We start from the raw sequence: 20,101 nt of genomic DNA, 5'->3' as shown, positions 1-20,101 counted from the left end.
ATTATACCTAAACGAGTTCGTTTACAAGCTTAACAGACGGTATTTTGAGGAAAAATTATTCGATAGGCTAGTAATAGCAAGTATTACAGGATTATGATTAAAAACGGACAATCAAAAATTTTTAATCTAATGGCTATTAAGTTCTTAAAGAAGTATTATATTATTCAATTATCAACCGACACCCTTTAAATTTTTCCATTTTAATTATTATGAATTTAGGTACAGTTATTAAAGATATCAGAAAGCAAAAAGGGCAAACTCAAACGGAGTTTGCGTTATCTTGTGGTATAACCCAAACATATTTATCTCAAATTGAAAACAATAGTAAAGAGCCAAATTTATCAACTTTAAAAGTGATAAGTTTAAATCTTGATATTCCATTACCTATCCTGTTTTTTATGTCACTTAATGAAGAAGACATTTCTCCTGAAAAAAGAAAAGCATTTGAGATTATAAATCCATCTGTTAAATCATTAATAAATGAGTTCTTTAGAGTATAGAAATAAATTGTTTCTACCATCAATAATTGGAGAAACAAAAAATGATCTTGATAAAATTATACAAGAAATAGATGCTCATTACAATGAATGGGTTGAACAAAAAATTGACAAAAAAACTGGGCAATTTAAAACCTATTTAGACGGAACTATTAAGGAAAGAGTTATTCGTCCATCAAAAACAAAATTGAAGTTAATACAATCAAAAATTAAAGATAGAATTCTTTCTGATATAGAATTGCCAAGCAATGTGCACGGTGGAGTAAAAAAGAAAAGTAACATTACAAACGCAAAACCACATCAAGGAAAAAAGTATGTATTTACAACTGATTTGAAAGATTTTTATCCTTCAATAAAATCAAAAAAAATTCATAACACATTCATTGAATTAGGTTTTAACAAACAATTTGCTTTTTATATTACAAAATTGACAACTTGGAAAGGCGAATTACCTCAAGGCACACCTACAAGTACTCATATTTCTAATATTATTTTTCTAGAAACAGATTATAAACTAATAAAAATCTGTGAAGAAAATGATATAACTTATACTAGATACATTGACGATTTAACATTTTCTTCTCAAAAAGATTTTCAAGATTTAATACCAATATTTTTAAAAATTGTTCAAGAAAGTGGTTTGAAAATAAGTAGAAGAAAAACAAATTATGAAGGAAATCAAAATGTAACCGGAATAAATATCTTTCTAAATAAAATAGACGCACCGGAAAAAATTATACTGAAAGCAAAAGAAGAAGAAAATTCAGAAAAGAAAATAAAACCTTTTGGGAATTATTTGAATAACATACGAAAAACCAATAATCAATTTAATACTCGCAAATAATTTAATTATAAGTAATTGTATGGAATTTTTTTTTTAGGATTGTTTTATAAAAATCCTATGCAGCTAATATCCCCAATCGTTATGAGATACTGGTAAATTATTCAACTCTTCTTTGTATAATCTCCATTTTGGTAAAAATTGGTTCATATACCCAATGAATTTATCGTTGTGATTTCTCTCCAATAAATGAATTAATTCGTGAACGATTATATATTCTAGACAAATGATTGGTTTTTTTGACAACTCCAAATTAAGCCAAATTCTCTTTTCTTCAATGTTACAAGTACCCCACTTGGTTCTCATTTGTTTTACTCCCCAATCGTTTGTTTTGACACCAATTAAATTTTCCCATTTAGTAATTAATTCCGGAATGACCTTTTTTAATTGATTGCGATGCCATTCTCTCATAATTCGCCCTTTGTCTTCTGTTGAAGTTTTTGGTCTAACGAAAAGATGGATTGTTTTTGTTCCTTTTATTTCTACTTTGTTAAAACCTTTATGTACAATAACATTCAACATATATCTTTTGCCAAATAAATAATGACTTTCACCTGAAATAAATTCTCTTGGTGTTTCTCTTGGTTGAGTATTGAAGTTTTTTATGTGCTTTTTTATCCACCCAATTTTAGAAATAGCGAATAAACGCATTACTTCGCTATCCGTTTTCTCTGGTGCAGACAACCGAATTCTACCCATTGGCGGATAAACTGCCAAGTGCATATTCTTGATGTCTTTACGGACAATATCAATAGTAAGATTAGCTACAGAAATCTTTTCCATATTAATATTCATTTTGAGCTTTTACTATTTGCATCAGTTCTTCGGTTTTACTATCGTCTTTTATAATTTCATTGATAGCAATACGCAGTTTCTTTTCTTTTAAACCTCCATCTCTCCAGCCGTCAAGTTTGTTGCTTTTGATTACGTTATCAATCGCTAAAGCGAGTATTTCATCATTATTTAAATTATCAAATAAGTTTCTTTTTGCAATTGAATTTAAAGATATTGGATAATCGGTTTTACCCATTGGATTAGAAACGTCACTAGCTAATTGTTTGATTTTTTCTAAATATTCCTGATATGCAATTGTTTCTTCCTTACGTTGCTTTATGAGTTCATCTAACAACTTAGACATTTTCTCATAATACTTTGGATTGGTCTGTGTTTCTTCAATTATAACCTTTCTTACATTGTTTTCAATCGTTTCGGCAACAGCTTCCTTACTTCTTTTATTTCCATAAGGTTCTGGTGGTTCACTAACGTGTAAAATTAAATCAACTAGGGATTTATTTTCAAAGTCGGATATTTTTTTACTGCTTTTTGCATCTAAATACATATCCATTAATTGGCGCATTCCTGGTTCAAATCTTTTTAAATCTACATAATCACCACTTGCTTGTTTTATGGTTTCTCGAAGGTCAGAATAGAATTGTACTTGTTGTTTTATTTTATCTGCTTCTTGTTCTGTATAACCAATTTTGTGCATTTCGTTAGCAATATTTGCATACGCTCTGATTAATGCCACTACTGATTTATAAAGTGTTACTCTTCGTTCTTCTGTTTCTTTAATATCTTCTGGATTTTCGGTATTGCCACAAAAATATCTTATAAAACTTGGTTCGTCTTGTGGATGGACAGGTTCGCACAATGCAATAACTGTTTCTAAAGCATTTTCTAATCGGTCTTTGCTTACTTCGTATCTGTCGGACAATAATCCTTTTACATCGTCTAAATCATATTCGTCGAATGCTCCTGAAGTGTAATCTGTAATTGATCGTTGTAAACTTTTGAATAAATCTTTATAATCTACAATATACCCGTATTCCTTGTCTTCATTATCTACACGATTTACACGGCAAATAGCTTGAAATAAGCCGTGGTCTTGCATTGATTTGTCAATATAAAGATAAGTAGCTGATGGCGCATCAAAGCCAGTTAAAAGCTTATCTACAACAATCAACAATTTCATTTTAGCAGGTTCTTTTATGAACTGCGTTTTTGCTTGGTCTTCAAAATCTTCTGTTGTTTTTCCATTCAACATTTTTTGATAGACTTCATATTTCAATAATTTTTCTGTTGGTGTACTTTCTCCGGTTTCTTCGCCTTTTGTATCTCCGTGATGTGGATTATAAGAAGTTATTATTGCACATTCTTTGAAACCTGCATTTTGAAAAATCTCATAATATTTACAAGCATTGTACACACTACTTGATACCAACATTGCATTTCCTTCTCCTGTTGATAATCTTGGTTTTATTTTGAAATCTTTAACTATATCAAATACTATTTTTTCTAATCGAGATTTAGAACCCAATACTTTTTGCATTGTTCCCCATTTTCTTTTTAGATCTATTTTGGCATTGTCTGTTAAACCTTTTGTTTCTGCATCAAACCAATCGTCTATACTTTGTTGGTCGGTTACAAATTGTTCTACATCACGAGCTTCATATAATAAATCCAACACTACACCATCAGCAACTGCTTCATCAAATTTATAGGGTTCGCCAATGTATGGTCCGAAAACTTCTATACTTTTTTGTTTGTCTTTTTTGAGCAATGGCGTTCCCGTAAAACCAATAAATAGCGCCTCTGGTAACAATAATTTCATTGCATCGTGCAACTTTCCTGATTGTGTTCTATGGCATTCATCTACAAAAACATAGATATTTCCTTTGGCTCTAAAATCAGAAGGTAAACTCTTTTTTAATTCTTCGATATAGCCATCAAAATCTCCTTCTTCTGAATTTCTACCAAATTTATGTACCAAACTAGCAATCAACCAAGGACTGGTATTATTCAATTTACTGATTAAATCCTTACCGCTTTTTGTTCTATATATATTTTCTTCAACACCTAAAAACAATTTCTCTATCTGATCATCAAGTTCTTCACGGTCTGTTATGATAAGAATTCTACTGTTGTCAATATTTTCTCTAATCCATTTGGTAAGCCATACCATTGTTAAGCTTTTTCCACTTCCTTGTGTATGCCAAATGATGCCGCCTTGTTTAGAATGAACATTTTTATGAGCTGCCTTGATACCAAAAAATTGATTTGGACGACATAGTTTTTTTGTTCCTTTATCAAATACCACAAAATCGTGTATCAGTTCGAGAAAACGGTCTTTCTGACACATCAAATACAAATGTTTGTCTATGGCGTATTCAAATTTTTTATCTGTTTCTTCTTTCCACTGCAAATAGTATTTTTCGGTAGTTTCAATGGTTCCGTAACGTAAGCCTTGCGTATCATTTCCTGCTAACACGTATTGCATTGTAGAAAAAAACTTCTGGATAAACATTGGTTTTTGATTATCCAAGTTCTGACGAATACCCCATTCAACACCTTTACGGCTGTTTTTTAATTCTATAATTCCTAAAGCAATTCCATTTACATAAATAACAATATCCGGTCTTTTTGAGTGTTGTCCTGTTACAGTAACTTCTTCGGCTATTGCAAAATTATTTTTGTGCGGTGCTGCCCAATTGATAAACCAAGCACGTTCTTTTTGTTCTCCTAATTCTTCTCGAACTGCTACGCCATAACGAAGTAATTTATAGACTTCTTTATTGGCATCATATAGACCGCTAGAAACATTTGTTGCTGCTTTGACTAATTCCAAAACGGCTTTATTAGCAACAATTGTCGAATATCCTTGTGAATTAATTAGAAAGTCTAATAGTAAATTTTCCTCTACAGGCAACGATCTTGGTTTCTCTTCCCAATTTCCTAAATAGGTGTATTGCAACTCATTTTTAAAAAGTTGAATAATTCTGTTTTGACTTTCACGTTCTGATTTGCCTATGTTATTCATATTATAACTTATTAAATTCTGTACAAATCTTTTTTAAAGTGGAAATTAAACTAGCTTCTGTAAATTTAGAAGCCATAAAATATTTATTATCTGCATCAAAATTAATTTTATTACCTGCTAAAACAGTCTTTACCTCAGTACCGTAATTTTCAATATTTCTATCTCCTTTAGACTTTAAAAAATATATAACATATTTATTCTTATCAGTTATCTTATATATTTCCAATTGGTAATAAATTTTATTATGACACCATTCTTTTAATACCAGGCCGGAATAATCATCACTACTTTTTATTTCGTGTTGATAAATTTTAGTAAAAGGTAGAAAATTCACTTCTTGATTTTGGAAGTGTTTATGGTAAAGGTTGTATGTGAACATTTCCCTATGACGATGGTTGAGCTGCTTGTGCATCAAAAGCTTTATATCATCATCAGAATAAAAACTAATAAAACCTTGAGAACAATATCTTATTAAATTGGCATTTTCAACAAATTGTTTTCTCCAATCATCAGGTACATTTTTACAAATATCTTTTAATGATTTTTTGATATCAGTACTAAAAAATTTTTCATCATCAAGAACTAGCTTTACATAATTTCTTTTATTCTTCCAATCTGTTTTTTCTGGCTCGTTTGCTGTTAATGGTGGCAATCTTAATAGTCGTTTCCAGCTATAATCTCTTGGGTTTTTTTTAGTACTTAAAAAATTATATCGATTGTAAGTGGTAGAAATTAAATAATCGCCTTTTGTTAGAACAGCTCTTTCCAAATGAAAATCTTTGTTTGTTTCTGTTCCTAGTATATCAAAAAGTGTTTTTGATTTATTGGAATATTTTTTAAATGAATTAAAGAAATCTAAATCTTGATCAACTGTCCAATTTAAGTCATTCGTAGTTTCGTAATAATCTAAAATTCCTGAATATTCTAAAACAAAACTAATTTGACCAGAAAAATATGAATTCTGCTCAATAGTTTCAATTTCGTTTTTCCAAAGTTCTGATTTTTTTATAACTATGGCTTTTATTTGTTCTTCTTGAACTTGTCTTCCATAAAAGAAATCAATTTTTTTACTTCTTGAAACTAGAAAGTTTATAATGTCATTACTGTGAGGTAATAATTTTTCAATTGATTTTATCGCATTCTGTACTTCGGCAGCACCATCAATGTTAGTGTTTTCAGTTAAATTATAAACTACTCGCATCCATTGATGTAATCCAGATTTATCATTCTTGTTTACAATCAGAAATTTTAAATACGAATGAAATTGCACAATTTCTGGCAACTTAAAATCAAATGATAATGCCTTTTCAAAGAATTTATTTTCGTCGAAATAAAAAGAATTATCAAGTAGTTTTTTGACTTTATTATTTCCATTTTCTAGTGCATCTAAAGCAGCGATTAAATAGTTAATCATTTTTTTTGATAACACTTTAAAGCTTTGGTATTTGTAAAATGAAATATTATCAGAATAATCTACTTGCTTTCTTGCTGTAAAAGTTCCCAATAAATACTCTAATATATCTAATGAACTTGCATCACAATATATAGCGTTTTGATTTGTAACAATTACTCTAATAAAATTCATCAACTCATCATCATAAGTATTAGGATCTCCCTTTAACTTTCGATAATTCCAAAAAAGATTAGTCCAAGAAGTATCAATTTTAAAAGAAAAATATTCTTTAGTAGTTACCGGTTTATTGATTTTATTGAACGTTAATTGATATGGCTTGTCCATTTCCCATTTTTGAGCACCAATGTGTTGTTCAAATTTGGCTTTAAAATTTTCATATTTAGTTAAGGTCTTACCTCTCGAATTCATTTTTATATATAAATCCTCTGTCAAGTTAAACTCACCAAGATCAAGATATAAAAATGTAATTATTGGATTATTTACATTTACCAATCTATCATAAAAATGTTTGCTTTTACTGAATTTTTCGTGAATAGCATCAATCATTGTAAGCATTGATTGAATTGTGGGGTCATTCTCCCACGAAAGGAAAAACCAGCCACAATCTTTTATAGTTTTTGACAAACTATTTTTAGCATTTTTATCTGAACTTAATAATTTGTCAAAATCTATTTTATTGTTTAGCAAAGCATCGCAAAACTCTGACGAACTTGTTCTTGTTAAATAAGTAAACTTTGATTTGTTTTCTAATGAAATTACTTCTTTAAACTCATTAAAATTATCTGAAAGTATAGATAGATACCAGTGTAATAGAAACAAAGTAGTTAAACGCTGCTGACCATCTAATGGAATGAACTTTTCAACCTCTTTTTCTAACTCTGTGCTACCATAAACAAAATCTAAATCTCTGTTAGGTATATCTTCATCGAGGTATTCAAACAACGCTTGTAAAAATAATTCTCTGACCTCAAAAGATGATTTTCTTCCTTGTGCATAGTCTCGCTGAATAATCGGTATTTCAAGACTGTACTTTTTATTTGTAAATAATTGATAAAACGATAGTCTTTTGCCTTCTAAATTCTTTTCGGATGTACTCATTTTTCTATACTTTTTTAGTCAAATAATTTCTCAAGACTTCTTTCATTGTTTCTAGATAATCATTTGCATCATTTTGTGTCCAATTTAAGTTGTTGTCAGAATGCTTTGTGTAATATTTGAGGAACACATTTTTTGTACAAATAGGCACAAATATTCCCTGCTTGTCATTTTCTATTATTTTTTTTCTTTTAATAAAAAACATAGCATTTCCATACCCTCTGTTGGTTTCTTCATCCAATAATGCCAAGTTAGATATGTTATCATTTTCTAAAAAATCTTTTACAGAATGTAAGTTAATTATATCGTCGTAAACTGACTGAAATAATTCATCGCTTACTTTATCTGCATCTAAAATTTTGATTAGCTTTTTACAGATGTCTTTTTTCTCTGTTAGCAATGTTTCTATTTTTTCGAGTTGAATTTCTTTTAATGTGAGCGTATTCAATAGCATATCCGAATACCCGTTTATACCCGTATAAAATTCTACAAGGTCTAATGCCCACGATTTTCTGTCTACTGGATTTATAGTTCTATCTGCTTGTGAGTTTATGTGTTCGATATCCCAATTTTGAGATTTGTATTTATCGAATGGAAAACGCATATCTGCCTCGACAGTTGAAATGATAGTTTGGATGTTAAAAAGCAATAAGACCATTTTTATTTCTTTATTGCTACTACCATAATCTAATTCTTCTAACTGAATGTTGGCTAATTTTAATTTGATAAGGTCTTTTAAATACTTTTTGAACAACAGTTTTGTTTGCGTGTCTGATGTCTTTTTCAAGGTATTGATGTCCGTATTGTATTCTATTAAAAAACCAATTAAATGGTATAAATCTCTGTTGTTATACCATTCTTCAAGCGTAAGAAAATATTTTTTTACGTTTAACCACAAACTATCGATGTTGAGTTTTCCTTTATTATTCGTAATACTTTCTTTAAAACTATTTTGAAACTTGTTGAATGTAAAATAATCTTCGTTATCTTTTTTCTTATCATACATTAAATCAAATATATATTCAATACGGTTTTCATATTTTATCTCATTTTTAGAACTGTATATAAAATACCAAAAAGAATTGTTTTGTAATTTTTTTTCAATTTGATCCCATTCTGATGCTATTTGCAATTGTTTTAAATCGTGCTTTGTTTCAAAATTGTCCTTTTGCAAAAACAAAGCCTTTACCAATTCGGCATTTGTTAATGGAATTTTACCATCGTTTATCCTTGTGAAAATATCTATGGTATTAGTACTTTCGTCATCAACTTCGTACCAAATTACTTTAGTGTTGTTTAATAAAACACTTTCGAAATTACCTATAAAATTTATTTTATCTGAAAACCAAGTCTTTATAGTTTCAAAAGCTTCGTATATAAAATAGTAATCTATATTTTCGTCTTTATCTTCTTTTTTAATGTCTAGTAAAAAGCTTTTACTATTTCCTCTTGTGGCATATTCTAACGAAAAAATTGGACCTTTACTGTCTTCTGCTAATCGTTTGTTAAAATAACTTAGAATGATGTAAATAGTTGTAAGACGTTGCTGCCCATCAATAAGTTCCCACGGATTTCCGTCAATATTTTCTGTTTTGGTTACTACAATAGGTTGTAAACAATAAAACTCATCGGTTTTTGGGTTGCTATTTCTAAAATCCCAAATGTCATTTAGAAGTGCTTTTACTTGGCTTTCTGTCCAGCGATAACCACGTTGATAGGATGGAATATAAAAATTTTCGGTAAGTAACTCGTAGATAGATTTGAGCTTTAAAATGTTATTATTTGTCATATTCTAATGTTTTTATATTTTAAACCAATCGTGTTTTACCAGTTAATAACTCCTGCATCATTCCTTGTTTTACTTTTTTAGCTTTATCGATTTTGATTTCTAATTGCTCGATTTCTACGTCCATATCGGATAAAATAGTGGCGATACGAATTTGTTCTTTTATGTTATTTGGTACTGATATTTTTATATTACCAAGTGAACTTCTTGAAATTCGTTTATGTGTTGTACCTCCAACTCTTTCTGTTACCTTCTGAAACCATTCTGATGTTGAAAATATATATAGCAAAAAAATGCGGTTAGCTATTTCATTTCTGGGTCTAAAAATAGTTACATCAACAGATGTTATAACTTTATCTTCTCCAATATTAGGTAATATACAAGCTCTTCCAGCTGGGTCAGCTAATCGGCAAATAAGTAAATCGCCTTCAACCAAAGGTTTACAGCTTAATTCAAGGAATGATTTTTCTGAAATATATTTTTTATAATTTTTTTCAACATATTTTCCAATTCCTATATTCCCTGTTTGAATTAGTCGCACGCCATTATTAATTATATGTTCGGACTCAACCCAATCTCCATCGTCAAAAAGTTCTTTTTTATTTTCTGCTAACTCTATAATTGATTTCTCCGACCAATCTTCTTTTGGCTGTAACAATTCTTGCAATGCTCCTTGTTTTATCAAGTTTTTTTTTGCGAGTAGTTTTTCGAGGTTAGTTATCCAATTATCAGTATTTGAAAGTGCTGTTGCTATTAGGGTTTTTTCTTCTAAAGTTGGAGGTAATGGAATTTTATAAGATGCTAAATTTTTATTAGTAATTTGATTTATTGTCGCACCAAGGTTTTCATCAATTTGTTTTTGGATAATATTAGATTGAAAATTATAAAATACTATTTTAGAAAATTCTGTTCTATAAATAGCCATAAAAGCTCCAAAAGCAGAACCTTTTGTTTTTTTATCAATTAAAGCACTTTTTCCTATTAAATGTTTACTACCATTTCTAACACATATTAGGATATCGTTTTCTTTGACAAAAACTCTTTCTGGTAATTCCATTTTAACAAATACATTGTTTTCAAAAGCAAGTTTATTATTTTGAACATTTGAAGATCTTAACACTAAAGTACCATAATCTTTTACATCATTAGGACTATAAGTTAAACCTATTATACATTCGCCTATTTTTCCCAACGATTTCACTTCCCAATCACTTGGAATTAAACCTATTTCGGTTTGTTGGTATTTTTCTTCTACTAATTCCATAATTTATAAAGCATCAATTTCGTTGCAAATGGTGTTTATATGGTCTATGCCATATAGTAATGCAGCTTCGTCTATTTGCATCCACTGAAATAGTTGAATAATCAGGTTGTAATGTTGGCGTGCATAGGTAGTGTCTTTTACAGAATGTGCAGGTAAAAAACAAATAGGTTCGTGGTGTGCAATGCGGTTGCGGAGGTCGTTTATCAATGCTAGTTGGTTGAAAATGTAAGTATGATTGTAATTAAACCCAATTGATGAAACTGGTTTTGAAGGAAATACATCGAGTAAGGTATTTCCTGCTGCTCTATATTGTCTATCAACAAACATATATCTCCAAAAACCAAAGTGTAATTCGGCAACTAATTTAAAGTGAGTATAGGAGGCATTTAAACTTGTAACTGCACTAGTTATTATTCCCCTTGTATTTCTATTTTGATAATTATCAAAAAAACCGCCGACAGCTGCGGCATTTCGTAACCAATGGTTTCCGTGAATTGCGGTATAATGTTTGTCTATTTCATTTCGTAATGCTACTTCAAAACAGCTTAAAACAGTAAACATTTCTTGCGAGAGTTGTAAATTTTTACGGTACAGTGTCATTGCCTTTCGAGTGTTACCACCACAAGCGGTTCTGTAGCGTCCTAAACGTGCTGGAGTGATTACTTTTTCGAATTCAGAATATCTCATTTTAAAAAATATTTGTTTTTTGTATAAATGTGTTGTATATTTGCATTATATTATTCCCGGATGCCGCTGAAGCAATTCAAGTTTCCGGGTTCTGTTTTTTTATAAAGTACCGTTTTTAGTTTTTACTTTAAACATTATCGATATTCTTATTCCCAGTTGTCCCTGAATTAATTCATACCTCTGGGTTTCGTTTTTTAATTCCATACCAATCCCATCTTTTGTAAATGTGCTGCAACTTTCAGCTCTTGCTCTTGCGTGCTTTTGTTTAGCTCGTCTAAAGTGTTTTCATAGCGTTCTGCCAGTTCTTTTACTCTGCCCGTTAATCGTTGTGAAATAGCATCAATTTCTGTTTGTATTCTTGCTTTTATAGCTGTTAACCATTTGTCATCAACAACCAAAGTTTTTACATCGGCTTGGGTAAGCTCGTAGTATTTTTTTAGTGTTTGTTCGTCTAATTTGATTTCCAATACTTTTATTTCTTTTTTCAAAAGGGTTTCTTTTTCTAAAAGCAATAACACTTTTTCAAGTAAGACAACCGTTTCTTTTTCGGTTGGATCTTTCTTGATTTCTTTGAGCAGTTTTGTCGCTGTGGCTTTGGTTATTTTGTTACTGTCGTTGGTTGCATCAACAAGCAATCCTTCGTCGGCTGTATACTCTTCAGTGATTTCTGTAATTTCTATTTGGGTTAGTTCTAATTCAGCTTGTTTTATTTGTACTGCCAATTGTTCTCTAGTTAGGTATCTATTGATTACAAACTCTTTTGGAATTAAATCGCAAGTCCAACCTTTGTCTACTTCTTTGCCTTTGGCATTTTTTTCAATAACTCTACGAACCTTAGCATTCCAACCATCTTCAACGACCATATACACATCATCTTTCATTGTTTCGTTCCAATAGTCTAAAAGGTGTTGGTAAATAGTATAGTTATCTACTAATGCTTTGCCTTTATAGTCATTTAACAATGATTCTGAAAGCTTATTTATGAATTTTTTGGGTGCTGTTTCGCTGATTATATCCGTTAATGAAGCATAGATTTTGTTTTTCCAAATGTCATAGGTTTTTTCGAGTAGTTCGCTGTATGACTTGAACTCTGGGTGTGAAAAAATAGTTTCTTTTATTTCGGAATGGTCGATAGTTAGTTGCAAATAATTATCGGAATACTTTTTGAATAGCGCTTTTTGCAAATTGGGATAAACTTCCCAAAATGGCTGTAGTTCTGCTATGTCACGATTTGGAATTCCTCCATTTAAGTGCGCAAAAAGGTCTTGAATATCTTCGGTTTCCTGTGTGTCGATGTAACGAGGAATGTTTAGATTGTATTCGTTTTTTTCTATTTCCTCAAAAGTCACGAACCTTGCAAACTTATTCGTTTCTTTTTGGAAATTGAACACATCTACAATTTTGTGAATGTCTTGTTCTCTTAAACGGTTTTTGTTACCGTCTTTGATATATCCTTTGGAAGCATCAATCATAAAAATACCCTTTCTGCTCTCGGTGTTTTCTTTGTCAATCACGATTAGACAAGCTGGAATTCCAGTACCATAAAACAAGTTGGCAGGTAAACCAACAATGCCTTTGATATATTTTCTTTCGATGATATTTTTACGAATTTCGGCTTCGGCATTTCCTCTAAACAATACGCCGTGAGGCAAAATAATTGCTCCTTTTCCTGTGCTTTTTAAAGATGCTATAATGTGTAGTAGAAAAGCATAATCTCCATTTTTTTCTGGTGGAATTCCATAACCACGAAAGCGGTTGTATTCATCATTCATTGCTGAAATACCACTATTCCAATTTTTTACAGAAAATGGTGGATTTGCCACTACAAAATCAAATCTTCTTAATGATTTATCCTGTTCTTTAAATTGTGGCGATGTTATTGTGTTTTTACTTTGAATATTGGCTTCTGGGTTACCGTGTAGCCACATATTCATAATAGCCAAACCTTTAGTTGCATTATCTTTTTCTTGACCGTAAATAGTCAGCCCTTTTGGGGCTTCGTCAACTACTTTTAATAATAGTGAACCCGAACCACACGTTGGATCATATACTGTAAATGAAGGTTTATCGGCTTTGTGAACATCTATAATTTTAGCCATTATTCGAGATACTTCCGATGGCGTGTAAAATTGTCCTTTGCTCTTTCCGCTTTCTGTTGCAAAGTGTCGCATCAAAAATTCGTAAGCATCACCAAGAATATCATCGTCTTCGGCACGGTTGTTTTTGAAATTAAGTGCAGGATTTTCAAAAATTGCAATTAAGCCCGAAAGCAATTCTATTTTATCGTTTCCGCTTCCTAGTTTATCATCATCATCAAAATCAACTAATTCCATTGAACCTTCTAATCCATTGGCTGCGAAAAGTGGTATTAGGATTTTTTTATTGATTTGTTCTCCAATATCTGGTTTCCCTTTTAATGTTACTAAATCTTCAAAAGTTGCTCCTTGAGGAATTTCTATTAAGCTGTTGGTTTTGTTTGCATATTTATCAGATACATATTTCACAAAAAGCATTGTCAATACATAATCTTTGTACTGGGAAGCATCCATTCCACCTTTAGATCTTAACTGGTTGCAACTTTCCCAAAGAGAGCTGTATAATTCTGATTTTTTGATTGCCATTTATTTGGTATTGTAATTTTTATTGTTTGTGTAAATTATGTTTTCTTAATCCTTTATTTCCAGCTAATTGCAGATTTATTAATCTGTATTTGAATTGTGCCTACAGTGTAGGCACAATTCAAAAAGCAAAATAAAAGGGATTTCTATTGCGATTTATTTTTCTCGCATTTTGAAAACGTTTACAATAGTACGAAAAAGCAACGGGATGTAAAAGAGTGAAAATAAATTTAGGGTAGGATTGGTACCTTTTTTTTGAATAAAATAAAAATAGTTTTTTTAGTATAAAAAAAACAGATTTATAGGGAATATTAGGCGCAAACTATACCAGCTACTTTATTAAAATACTTTGAAATGGTCTGATGTTGCCCGATTTTTATAGAAAAAATAAAGTTAAAAATGTTTGTGATGAAAAAAACATACCAATCTTACCCTGCGAAAATAATGTAATTTGAAGTAACCAAATGAACAAAAAACAAAAAAAGTGGAAACGGTACGTTTCCACTTTTGAACTCTATTTTTTGAGCAGCTTTTAGAGGTTATAATTTTGTTTTAATCATCTGCTATTTTGCTTCTATTATCAACTTCTTCCCAACTGTTTTCGGTTAAAGCATATACAAATATTCCGTTCTTTTTGAGTTTTAGGAAATTGTGTTTTTTTAAAGCTCTACCAAGTTTGTTAATTGTGCTGTCGGTAATGTTTATTTTAGCTTTTTCAGCCAATTTTGAAGCTATTTGCGAAGTATTGAGAAATGCGTTTGCTTTTTCTCTATCACAAGGCTCAAACCACGTTAAAAGTAATTCTTCTTCTGGACTTCGTAATTGGTATTGTTCGTTATTCTCGGTAATTGATTTTATTTCTTCCTGGTCAAACCAATGTCTAAAACCACTTTTGAAAAGAAACAAAGCTTGTGAAAAAGCCATATTAATATCGACATCGTGCTGGTACTTGATACCTTCTAATTCAAAACAAAGAAAACGTCTGCTTCCTGTACTATCGTTTAGGAACTGTGCTGTGTTGACACTACCGGCAAATGATGCGCGTCTTGGCATAGTTTCGTTGTTGTGTCCGTAGGCTTTTCTCATTCTGATTTGAGTTTTTGTAATGATTTCTTTGAGTGATCCAATTTCAGAACGGTTTAGATTTTCGAGTTCGTCCAAGTTGATTAACATACATTCTGAAAGCTGTACCAAAGTATCTTTATTGTTTGGGTTGATGGTTCCAGAAAAAAGATATTCTTTCAAAGGTTTTGGAACCAGTTTTTCAACCCACGTTGTTTTACCTAAACCTTGTTTGCCACTGAACACAATTACCGTATGATTAATTACTTTGTCATCCAACACGCAACCGACCATTGCTACTAACCATTTTTTAAAACATTGTTGCCAAAGTTCTTGTTTTGTTGTTGTGATTGTATTGGCTAATTCGGTAATGTAATCGGTCTTTTCATCATAAGTAGGCAAATTGAAAAAGTAATCTTCAAATGGATTGAATAGCACACAAAAATCAGAATAAAGCAAGTTTCGTAATGAAGATAGATTGGTTTTAATTCGACCTTTTAAACACTCTCGAAGCATTGAATTTTCTATAAAATCATTCATTACATTCCACTTCTTTTTACCGAAATATTGGAACTCTAATTTTCCAGATACTATGTTGTGCCGAAATATATATCTAGTTGATAAAAACAACTCTAAACGGTCAATTTGGGTTGGTTTTGGTTTGTCTTCGTCGTCTTCGTCGTAATCAATGGTTTTCGGTTTTTGTCCCTCGACTGCGCTCGGGATGACAGTTTTGGTTTTCTCGTTCTTTCCAAACTCGTGAATGTTTCCGTAGGCACTATTTACAGCCTGTGTTACTTCTTTTTCATCATATCCAAAATCTGTTAAGATATATCCCAAAGCTTCGTGAAGAGAAACACCTTTACGGTTTAAATTATTCGCTAATTGATAAACGAATACATTTCGACTGCCTTCCACAAATTGCACTTTTTTTTCAGTGAATTTTATGCAGTGGTTGTAAATTGCTTCGGTATTTTCGACTGGTTCTGGTTGAGTTTCTTTGACTGTGTTCGGGATGACATTCTCGGGAATTGCGACTGGAATTGTTGTAACAAAAACGGAAGCATTATCATTTAGATATAGATTTTCATCCGAAGAATAAAAGCATAGTCTTGTTACATCTTTGCCTGATTTGTCTATTTCTAATTTTAAAATATTCTCATAATGAGCTTGAACCAATAGAAAAGCTTCTTTGTGATTGGCTTTATCTGAATTGATTTTAACTAAAATTTTTAATCCGTTTCCAGATGGACTTATGAAACTGGCATAAGTGAACTCACTTTGATTGGCCAAATGCTTTGCATTTTGCAAATCGGCAGCACTTAATTTGTCGATGTCCAGAATAATACAATTTGAATAATCCGCTAGGAATTCCAATTTACGACCTCCAACAAACTTTCCCGAAGGTGTGAATGCTGGAAGTGATTTTTTGGCTTTGTTGTAAGCTTCCGTCTTGTTTTCAGCAAGTGATTTACGCAGGTAAACAATACCCGGTTTGTACTTTCCTGTTTTGATTTCTTCTAAAATTGTTGGAATTGATTTGTGTTCTACAACTTCATTAAAGTTTTTAAATATGGTTACCATAGCTTTAATTTAATGGTTAATAGTTGCCAATTGTTGGTTCTCGTTTTTGTGAAGTTTGCAATCGCAAACTTCACAGGTTCCATTACAGCTGCTCAAACTATCTTCCTTTAAAAGATTTGTTGTAATACTCTTGCATCAACTTCTCTACATCTGATAATTTGTAGTAGATTTTGTTTCCCACTTGACTAAATGAAATCTTACCTTCGTCTCTCCAAGTTTGTGCTGTGCGTTTTGAGATTTTTAAGAGTAAAAGAAATTCTTGATTGTCCAAAAAGGTTTCTTTCTTTGGATCTGCCTTGACACTGATTTGGCTTTGAATTGTGTCTAATTTGCTCATTAGTTCCGTGAACTGGTCTTTTGTGAAGATAATTGCTTCCATAATAAAATGTTTTAAATTGTTATGGTGCAAATGGAAGAAATAAAAAAAAGTCCGATAAGTACTTTTTAGTCCGATAAGACTAAATAGTTTGTAAGGTGTTGATTATTATACGCATTACAAATAGTGTGTTTTTACAAAATCGGACTAAAATCTAACTTTGATGTCATTATTGGGGTCTTTGTCGGTGCGATTTGGTGAAAGATAGGTTTGAACAGTGGCTTGTGAAAGCGGTTCGCCTTTTTCATCATCAAATATTAGGCATATAATTTGACTAATATCTTTAATTTTTCCTTGAATATAAGGTTTGCCATTTGGCTTCACATCAACCATCATTTGTTTAAAAGCATTAGTAATTATGTTAGTTGGACCATTTAATTTGATTTTTTGAAATGGAATATTTGAACTGTTTTCAGTAGCTTGTTTTTCTTGATTTTCTTTTTCAAAATCGTTTTTAACTTTACGCATTATTTGTAATTGCTCAATTAATTGATTGCATTGTTTGTCGTATGGTTGCAACTTATTATTGAGAGAAACGATATCCGCTTGGTTATATTCAAAGATTTCATCCATCAAATAAATAATCTTGTCGTTAAAATTATCTAAAGAATTTATATAGCTTTTTGCTTCAAAAAATGAAAAATAACGTTCGTCAGTATCCGCGTTAATTTGCCTTTTAGTAGCTTTTACTTTAGCCTCAATTATTCTCGAAGATTGCAGCTCTGTTCTTTTTTTATCAATTAAAATGTACAATTTATTGTATCTACTCATTGCCGTTTTGGAGCTAAAAAAGGCTTCGTTATTGGCTAATAATTTTTCGAGTTTACAAATCCATATTTCCGGGTTCTTCACCTGGTTGAATTGATAATCGATAAATGCAGGGAATTGAGATTGTTTAAGTTCTAAAATTTTAGCAATTAAAGCATTGCAATAGTTTTGAATTGTGATTTTGTCATCAACGATTATATCAAATAAAGGATTTTTGGCCAGAGCCGAAGGCACTGCCAATAATTCTACAAACGGAGCTGTTTGCATATTTTGTTCCTTTGAATTCAAATTGTAGTATGTTTTTTTTGGTATTCATTTAGTATTGAAAGGTAATTAAAAGCGGTTTTAAATTGGTTGCTTTTTGGAAGTCCTAGTGTTTTCAACTAGTGTTCGTTTATCACTCGTTTCGAATGCTTTAAAAATTACTTGTTTTCTCTTTTGTAAAATTATAAATTAAAAAAAATCCTTGTTAAAGGATTTCAAATGAGTTATTAACAACTTTGATTTTTCCTTATTTTACTAGTGTTTTTTAATACGAGGGTAAAAAAGTTGTTTTTTTACTCTCGTTTTAATTTGGAAGGTAAATTTTACCTTCGTTGTGTTTTAGAAAATATAGTTGTCTACCGCTTTATCCAATTCTTCACTGATTATTTTGGCATATATCTGCGTTGTGCTGATGTCTGTGTGGTCCATAAGTTTAGAAACGTGTTCAATTCTCATTCCATTATTTAACGCATTTGTAGCAAAACTGTGTCTTGATAAATGGAAAGAAAGCGGAAACGGTAGTTTCATTATTTTACCCATTCGGTTGAGTTGGAAATTGGCGGAATGATTTTCTCTTTGAGATATAAAATAACGCATTTCCTCGCTCTTTTTGTAGGTCACTTTATCGGTTATAATCGGAAAAATATAATCGTCTGGTTGTGCATCTACCTTGATGTATTTATTTAAAATATCAATCGCAACCTTACCGATTTTAAACTGGTGCAATCTTCCTGTTTTGCGGATTACTTTTTTAATCCTTTGCTCTTCACTATTGTAATTGGTGTATTGCAGCTCGATAACATCGCTAAATCTTAATCCTCCTGCATAAATTGAGAAAAGGAATAAATCACGCCATAAATCCGCTTTTCGTCCTTCTTTTAGGTCTAAATTGGTTAATATCTCAATTTGGTCTTTGTTTAAGAATACTCTTTTTTCAGTATCTTTTCTCAATGTCAGTTTGTTGAATGGGTACATATATTCTGGAATAATATCTTCTTTAATTGCTTCCTTGAACATTATCGCCAAAATCATAATAGAATAACGTTGCGTAGTTGCTCCGTTTTTTAGAATATTTCCCATATGAGCCATATAGTCTTTGAGAACTGTAACTGTAATATCATCGAAATAAACATCCTTACTGCCGACATAATTCTCAAATTTCTTAGTGTAAAGCGTGTAGTTTTTATAGGTTCCAAATGATACGCTTCCTTTTATTTTTTCACATCGAGCATAAGCATATTGAAAAAAGTTTGGCACTTCTTTTCCCTTTATGGCATCTTTTAATTTACTGATTGAAATGGATTTTACTTTGCGTTCCATATCCGCAACCTGACCTTCAGCATCAGCTATCTTTTGAGATAATGAAGCATTCATCCTCGCGCTGTTTGGATGGTTCTTCTTAACTTTCTGCTTTACTTCATCCCACTCGTTCTCCTTTAGCTTTACTCCAGCAGTGATAAATTTCGTTTTTCTATCTTTTATAACTCGGATGTACAAAGGGCTGTGTCCTGTTTGGTCTGCCTGGTGTGTTCTTAAAATTAGTTTAATTGATGCCATACTATTAGGAATTTAGAAATGTTGTACTATATTTGTAAAGGAATGCAAGTGAGTGAAAGTACTGTAAATACTATGTTTTCAATCGGGTGCATCGTGATACGAAGGTACAACATTAGGTATAACAAAACAAGTATTTCGTTACTTTTTGATGCTTAAAATTGCGTAGTACATTTTTATAAAGTCAATGAATACAATTCTTTAAGTGCAAAATGGAACTGGCAGTAACAAAATAAGGATAACAGCCGTTTGGCTAGATTGGGGTTTTAGGCTGAATTTAGAGATGGTTTTGTGCTTGGTAAATTTGTGCTTAACCGAAAAAACTCGCATCTTTAATCCCAAACCTCGTGTAGCGCCAGAACGTCAGGCAGTGAAAAAACCTCTTTTTTCTAATATAATCTTCAAATTTCACGATACCACAATTCAAATAAGGCCTTTTAAGAAGCCGCTTTTTTTAGGCTGCAAATTTACTTT

At 31.2% G+C, this 20,101-nt stretch carries 13 protein-coding genes and 1 pseudogene; 3 read left to right on the top strand and 11 right to left on the bottom strand.

Annotated elements, in window-relative coordinates; genetic code table 11:
* From QLS31_RS15335 to QLS31_RS15325, 3 genes and pseudogenes are all read left to right on the top strand, one after another.
* Positions 1–97, top strand: a pseudogene (locus QLS31_RS15335) (IS1595 family transposase); the annotation flags it as partial.
* 112 nt (positions 98–209) lie between these two features.
* Positions 210–500 (top strand): helix-turn-helix transcriptional regulator, encoded by a 291-nt coding sequence (locus QLS31_RS15330; RefSeq protein WP_282744573.1) that lies wholly within the window; start codon positions 210–212, stop codon positions 498–500.
* Complete coding sequence (locus QLS31_RS15325) at positions 481–1,341, top strand: reverse transcriptase family protein (RefSeq protein ID WP_282744572.1); 861 nt, start codon at positions 481–483, stop codon at positions 1,339–1,341. The genes QLS31_RS15330 and QLS31_RS15325 overlap by 20 nt, the downstream gene beginning before the upstream one ends.
* A gap of 63 nt (positions 1,342–1,404) precedes the next feature.
* Here the strand turns inward: QLS31_RS15325 and QLS31_RS15320 are convergent, their stop codons facing one another.
* The 11 genes from QLS31_RS15320 to QLS31_RS15270 form a co-directional block, all read right to left on the bottom strand.
* The gene (locus QLS31_RS15320) at positions 1,405–2,121 is read right to left on the bottom strand and encodes a SprT family zinc-dependent metalloprotease (RefSeq protein ID WP_282744571.1); all 717 of its coding nucleotides are present in this window, start codon (positions 2,119–2,121) and stop codon (positions 1,405–1,407) included.
* 1 nt (position 2,122) lies between these two features.
* Positions 2,123–5,155 (bottom strand): HsdR family type I site-specific deoxyribonuclease, encoded by a 3,033-nt coding sequence (locus QLS31_RS15315; protein ID WP_282744570.1) that lies wholly within the window; start codon positions 5,153–5,155, stop codon positions 2,123–2,125.
* Between the two features lies 1 nt (position 5,156).
* A complete protein-coding gene (locus QLS31_RS15310; protein WP_282744569.1) occupies positions 5,157–7,667 on the bottom strand; it encodes a DUF262 domain-containing protein in 2,511 nt (836 codons plus the stop codon).
* 4 nt (positions 7,668–7,671) lie between these two features.
* Positions 7,672–9,453, bottom strand: a complete 1,782-nt coding sequence (locus QLS31_RS15305) for a DUF262 domain-containing protein (protein ID WP_282744568.1) — start codon at positions 9,451–9,453, stop codon at positions 7,672–7,674.
* Positions 9,454–9,472: 19 nt separating this feature from the next.
* Entirely contained in the window at positions 9,473–10,714 is a 1,242-nt protein-coding gene (locus tag QLS31_RS15300) for a restriction endonuclease subunit S (protein WP_282744567.1), read from the bottom strand.
* 3 nt (positions 10,715–10,717) lie between these two features.
* Complete coding sequence (locus QLS31_RS15295) at positions 10,718–11,401, bottom strand: Abi family protein (protein ID WP_282744566.1); 684 nt, start codon at positions 11,399–11,401, stop codon at positions 10,718–10,720.
* Positions 11,402–11,595: 194 nt separating this feature from the next.
* Positions 11,596–14,022 (bottom strand): type I restriction-modification system subunit M, encoded by a 2,427-nt coding sequence (locus tag QLS31_RS15290; RefSeq protein ID WP_282744565.1) that lies wholly within the window; start codon positions 14,020–14,022, stop codon positions 11,596–11,598.
* A gap of 549 nt (positions 14,023–14,571) precedes the next feature.
* On the bottom strand, positions 14,572–16,665 hold the full coding sequence (locus QLS31_RS15285; RefSeq protein ID WP_282744564.1) for a VapE domain-containing protein: 2,094 nt from the start codon (positions 16,663–16,665) through the stop codon (positions 14,572–14,574).
* A 97-nt stretch (positions 16,666–16,762) separates the two neighbouring features.
* A complete protein-coding gene (locus QLS31_RS15280) occupies positions 16,763–17,044 on the bottom strand; it encodes a helix-turn-helix domain-containing protein (protein ID WP_282744563.1) in 282 nt (93 codons plus the stop codon).
* A 144-nt stretch (positions 17,045–17,188) separates the two neighbouring features.
* A complete protein-coding gene (locus QLS31_RS15275; RefSeq protein ID WP_282744562.1) occupies positions 17,189–18,097 on the bottom strand; it encodes a hypothetical protein in 909 nt (302 codons plus the stop codon).
* 315 nt (positions 18,098–18,412) lie between these two features.
* Positions 18,413–19,630: a site-specific integrase gene (locus QLS31_RS15270; RefSeq protein WP_282744561.1), complete on the bottom strand. Its 1,218-nt coding sequence runs from the start codon at positions 19,628–19,630 to the stop codon at positions 18,413–18,415.
* Positions 19,631–20,101 lie beyond the last annotated feature (471 nt).

The organism is Flavobacterium sp. XS2P24, assembly GCF_030010285.1.
In the GTDB taxonomy this organism is placed as follows: Bacteria; Bacteroidota; Bacteroidia; order Flavobacteriales; family Flavobacteriaceae; genus Flavobacterium; species Flavobacterium algoritolerans.
Note: the sequence above shows the minus strand (reverse complement) of the source record. Positions and strands in the feature narration are given on the sequence as shown.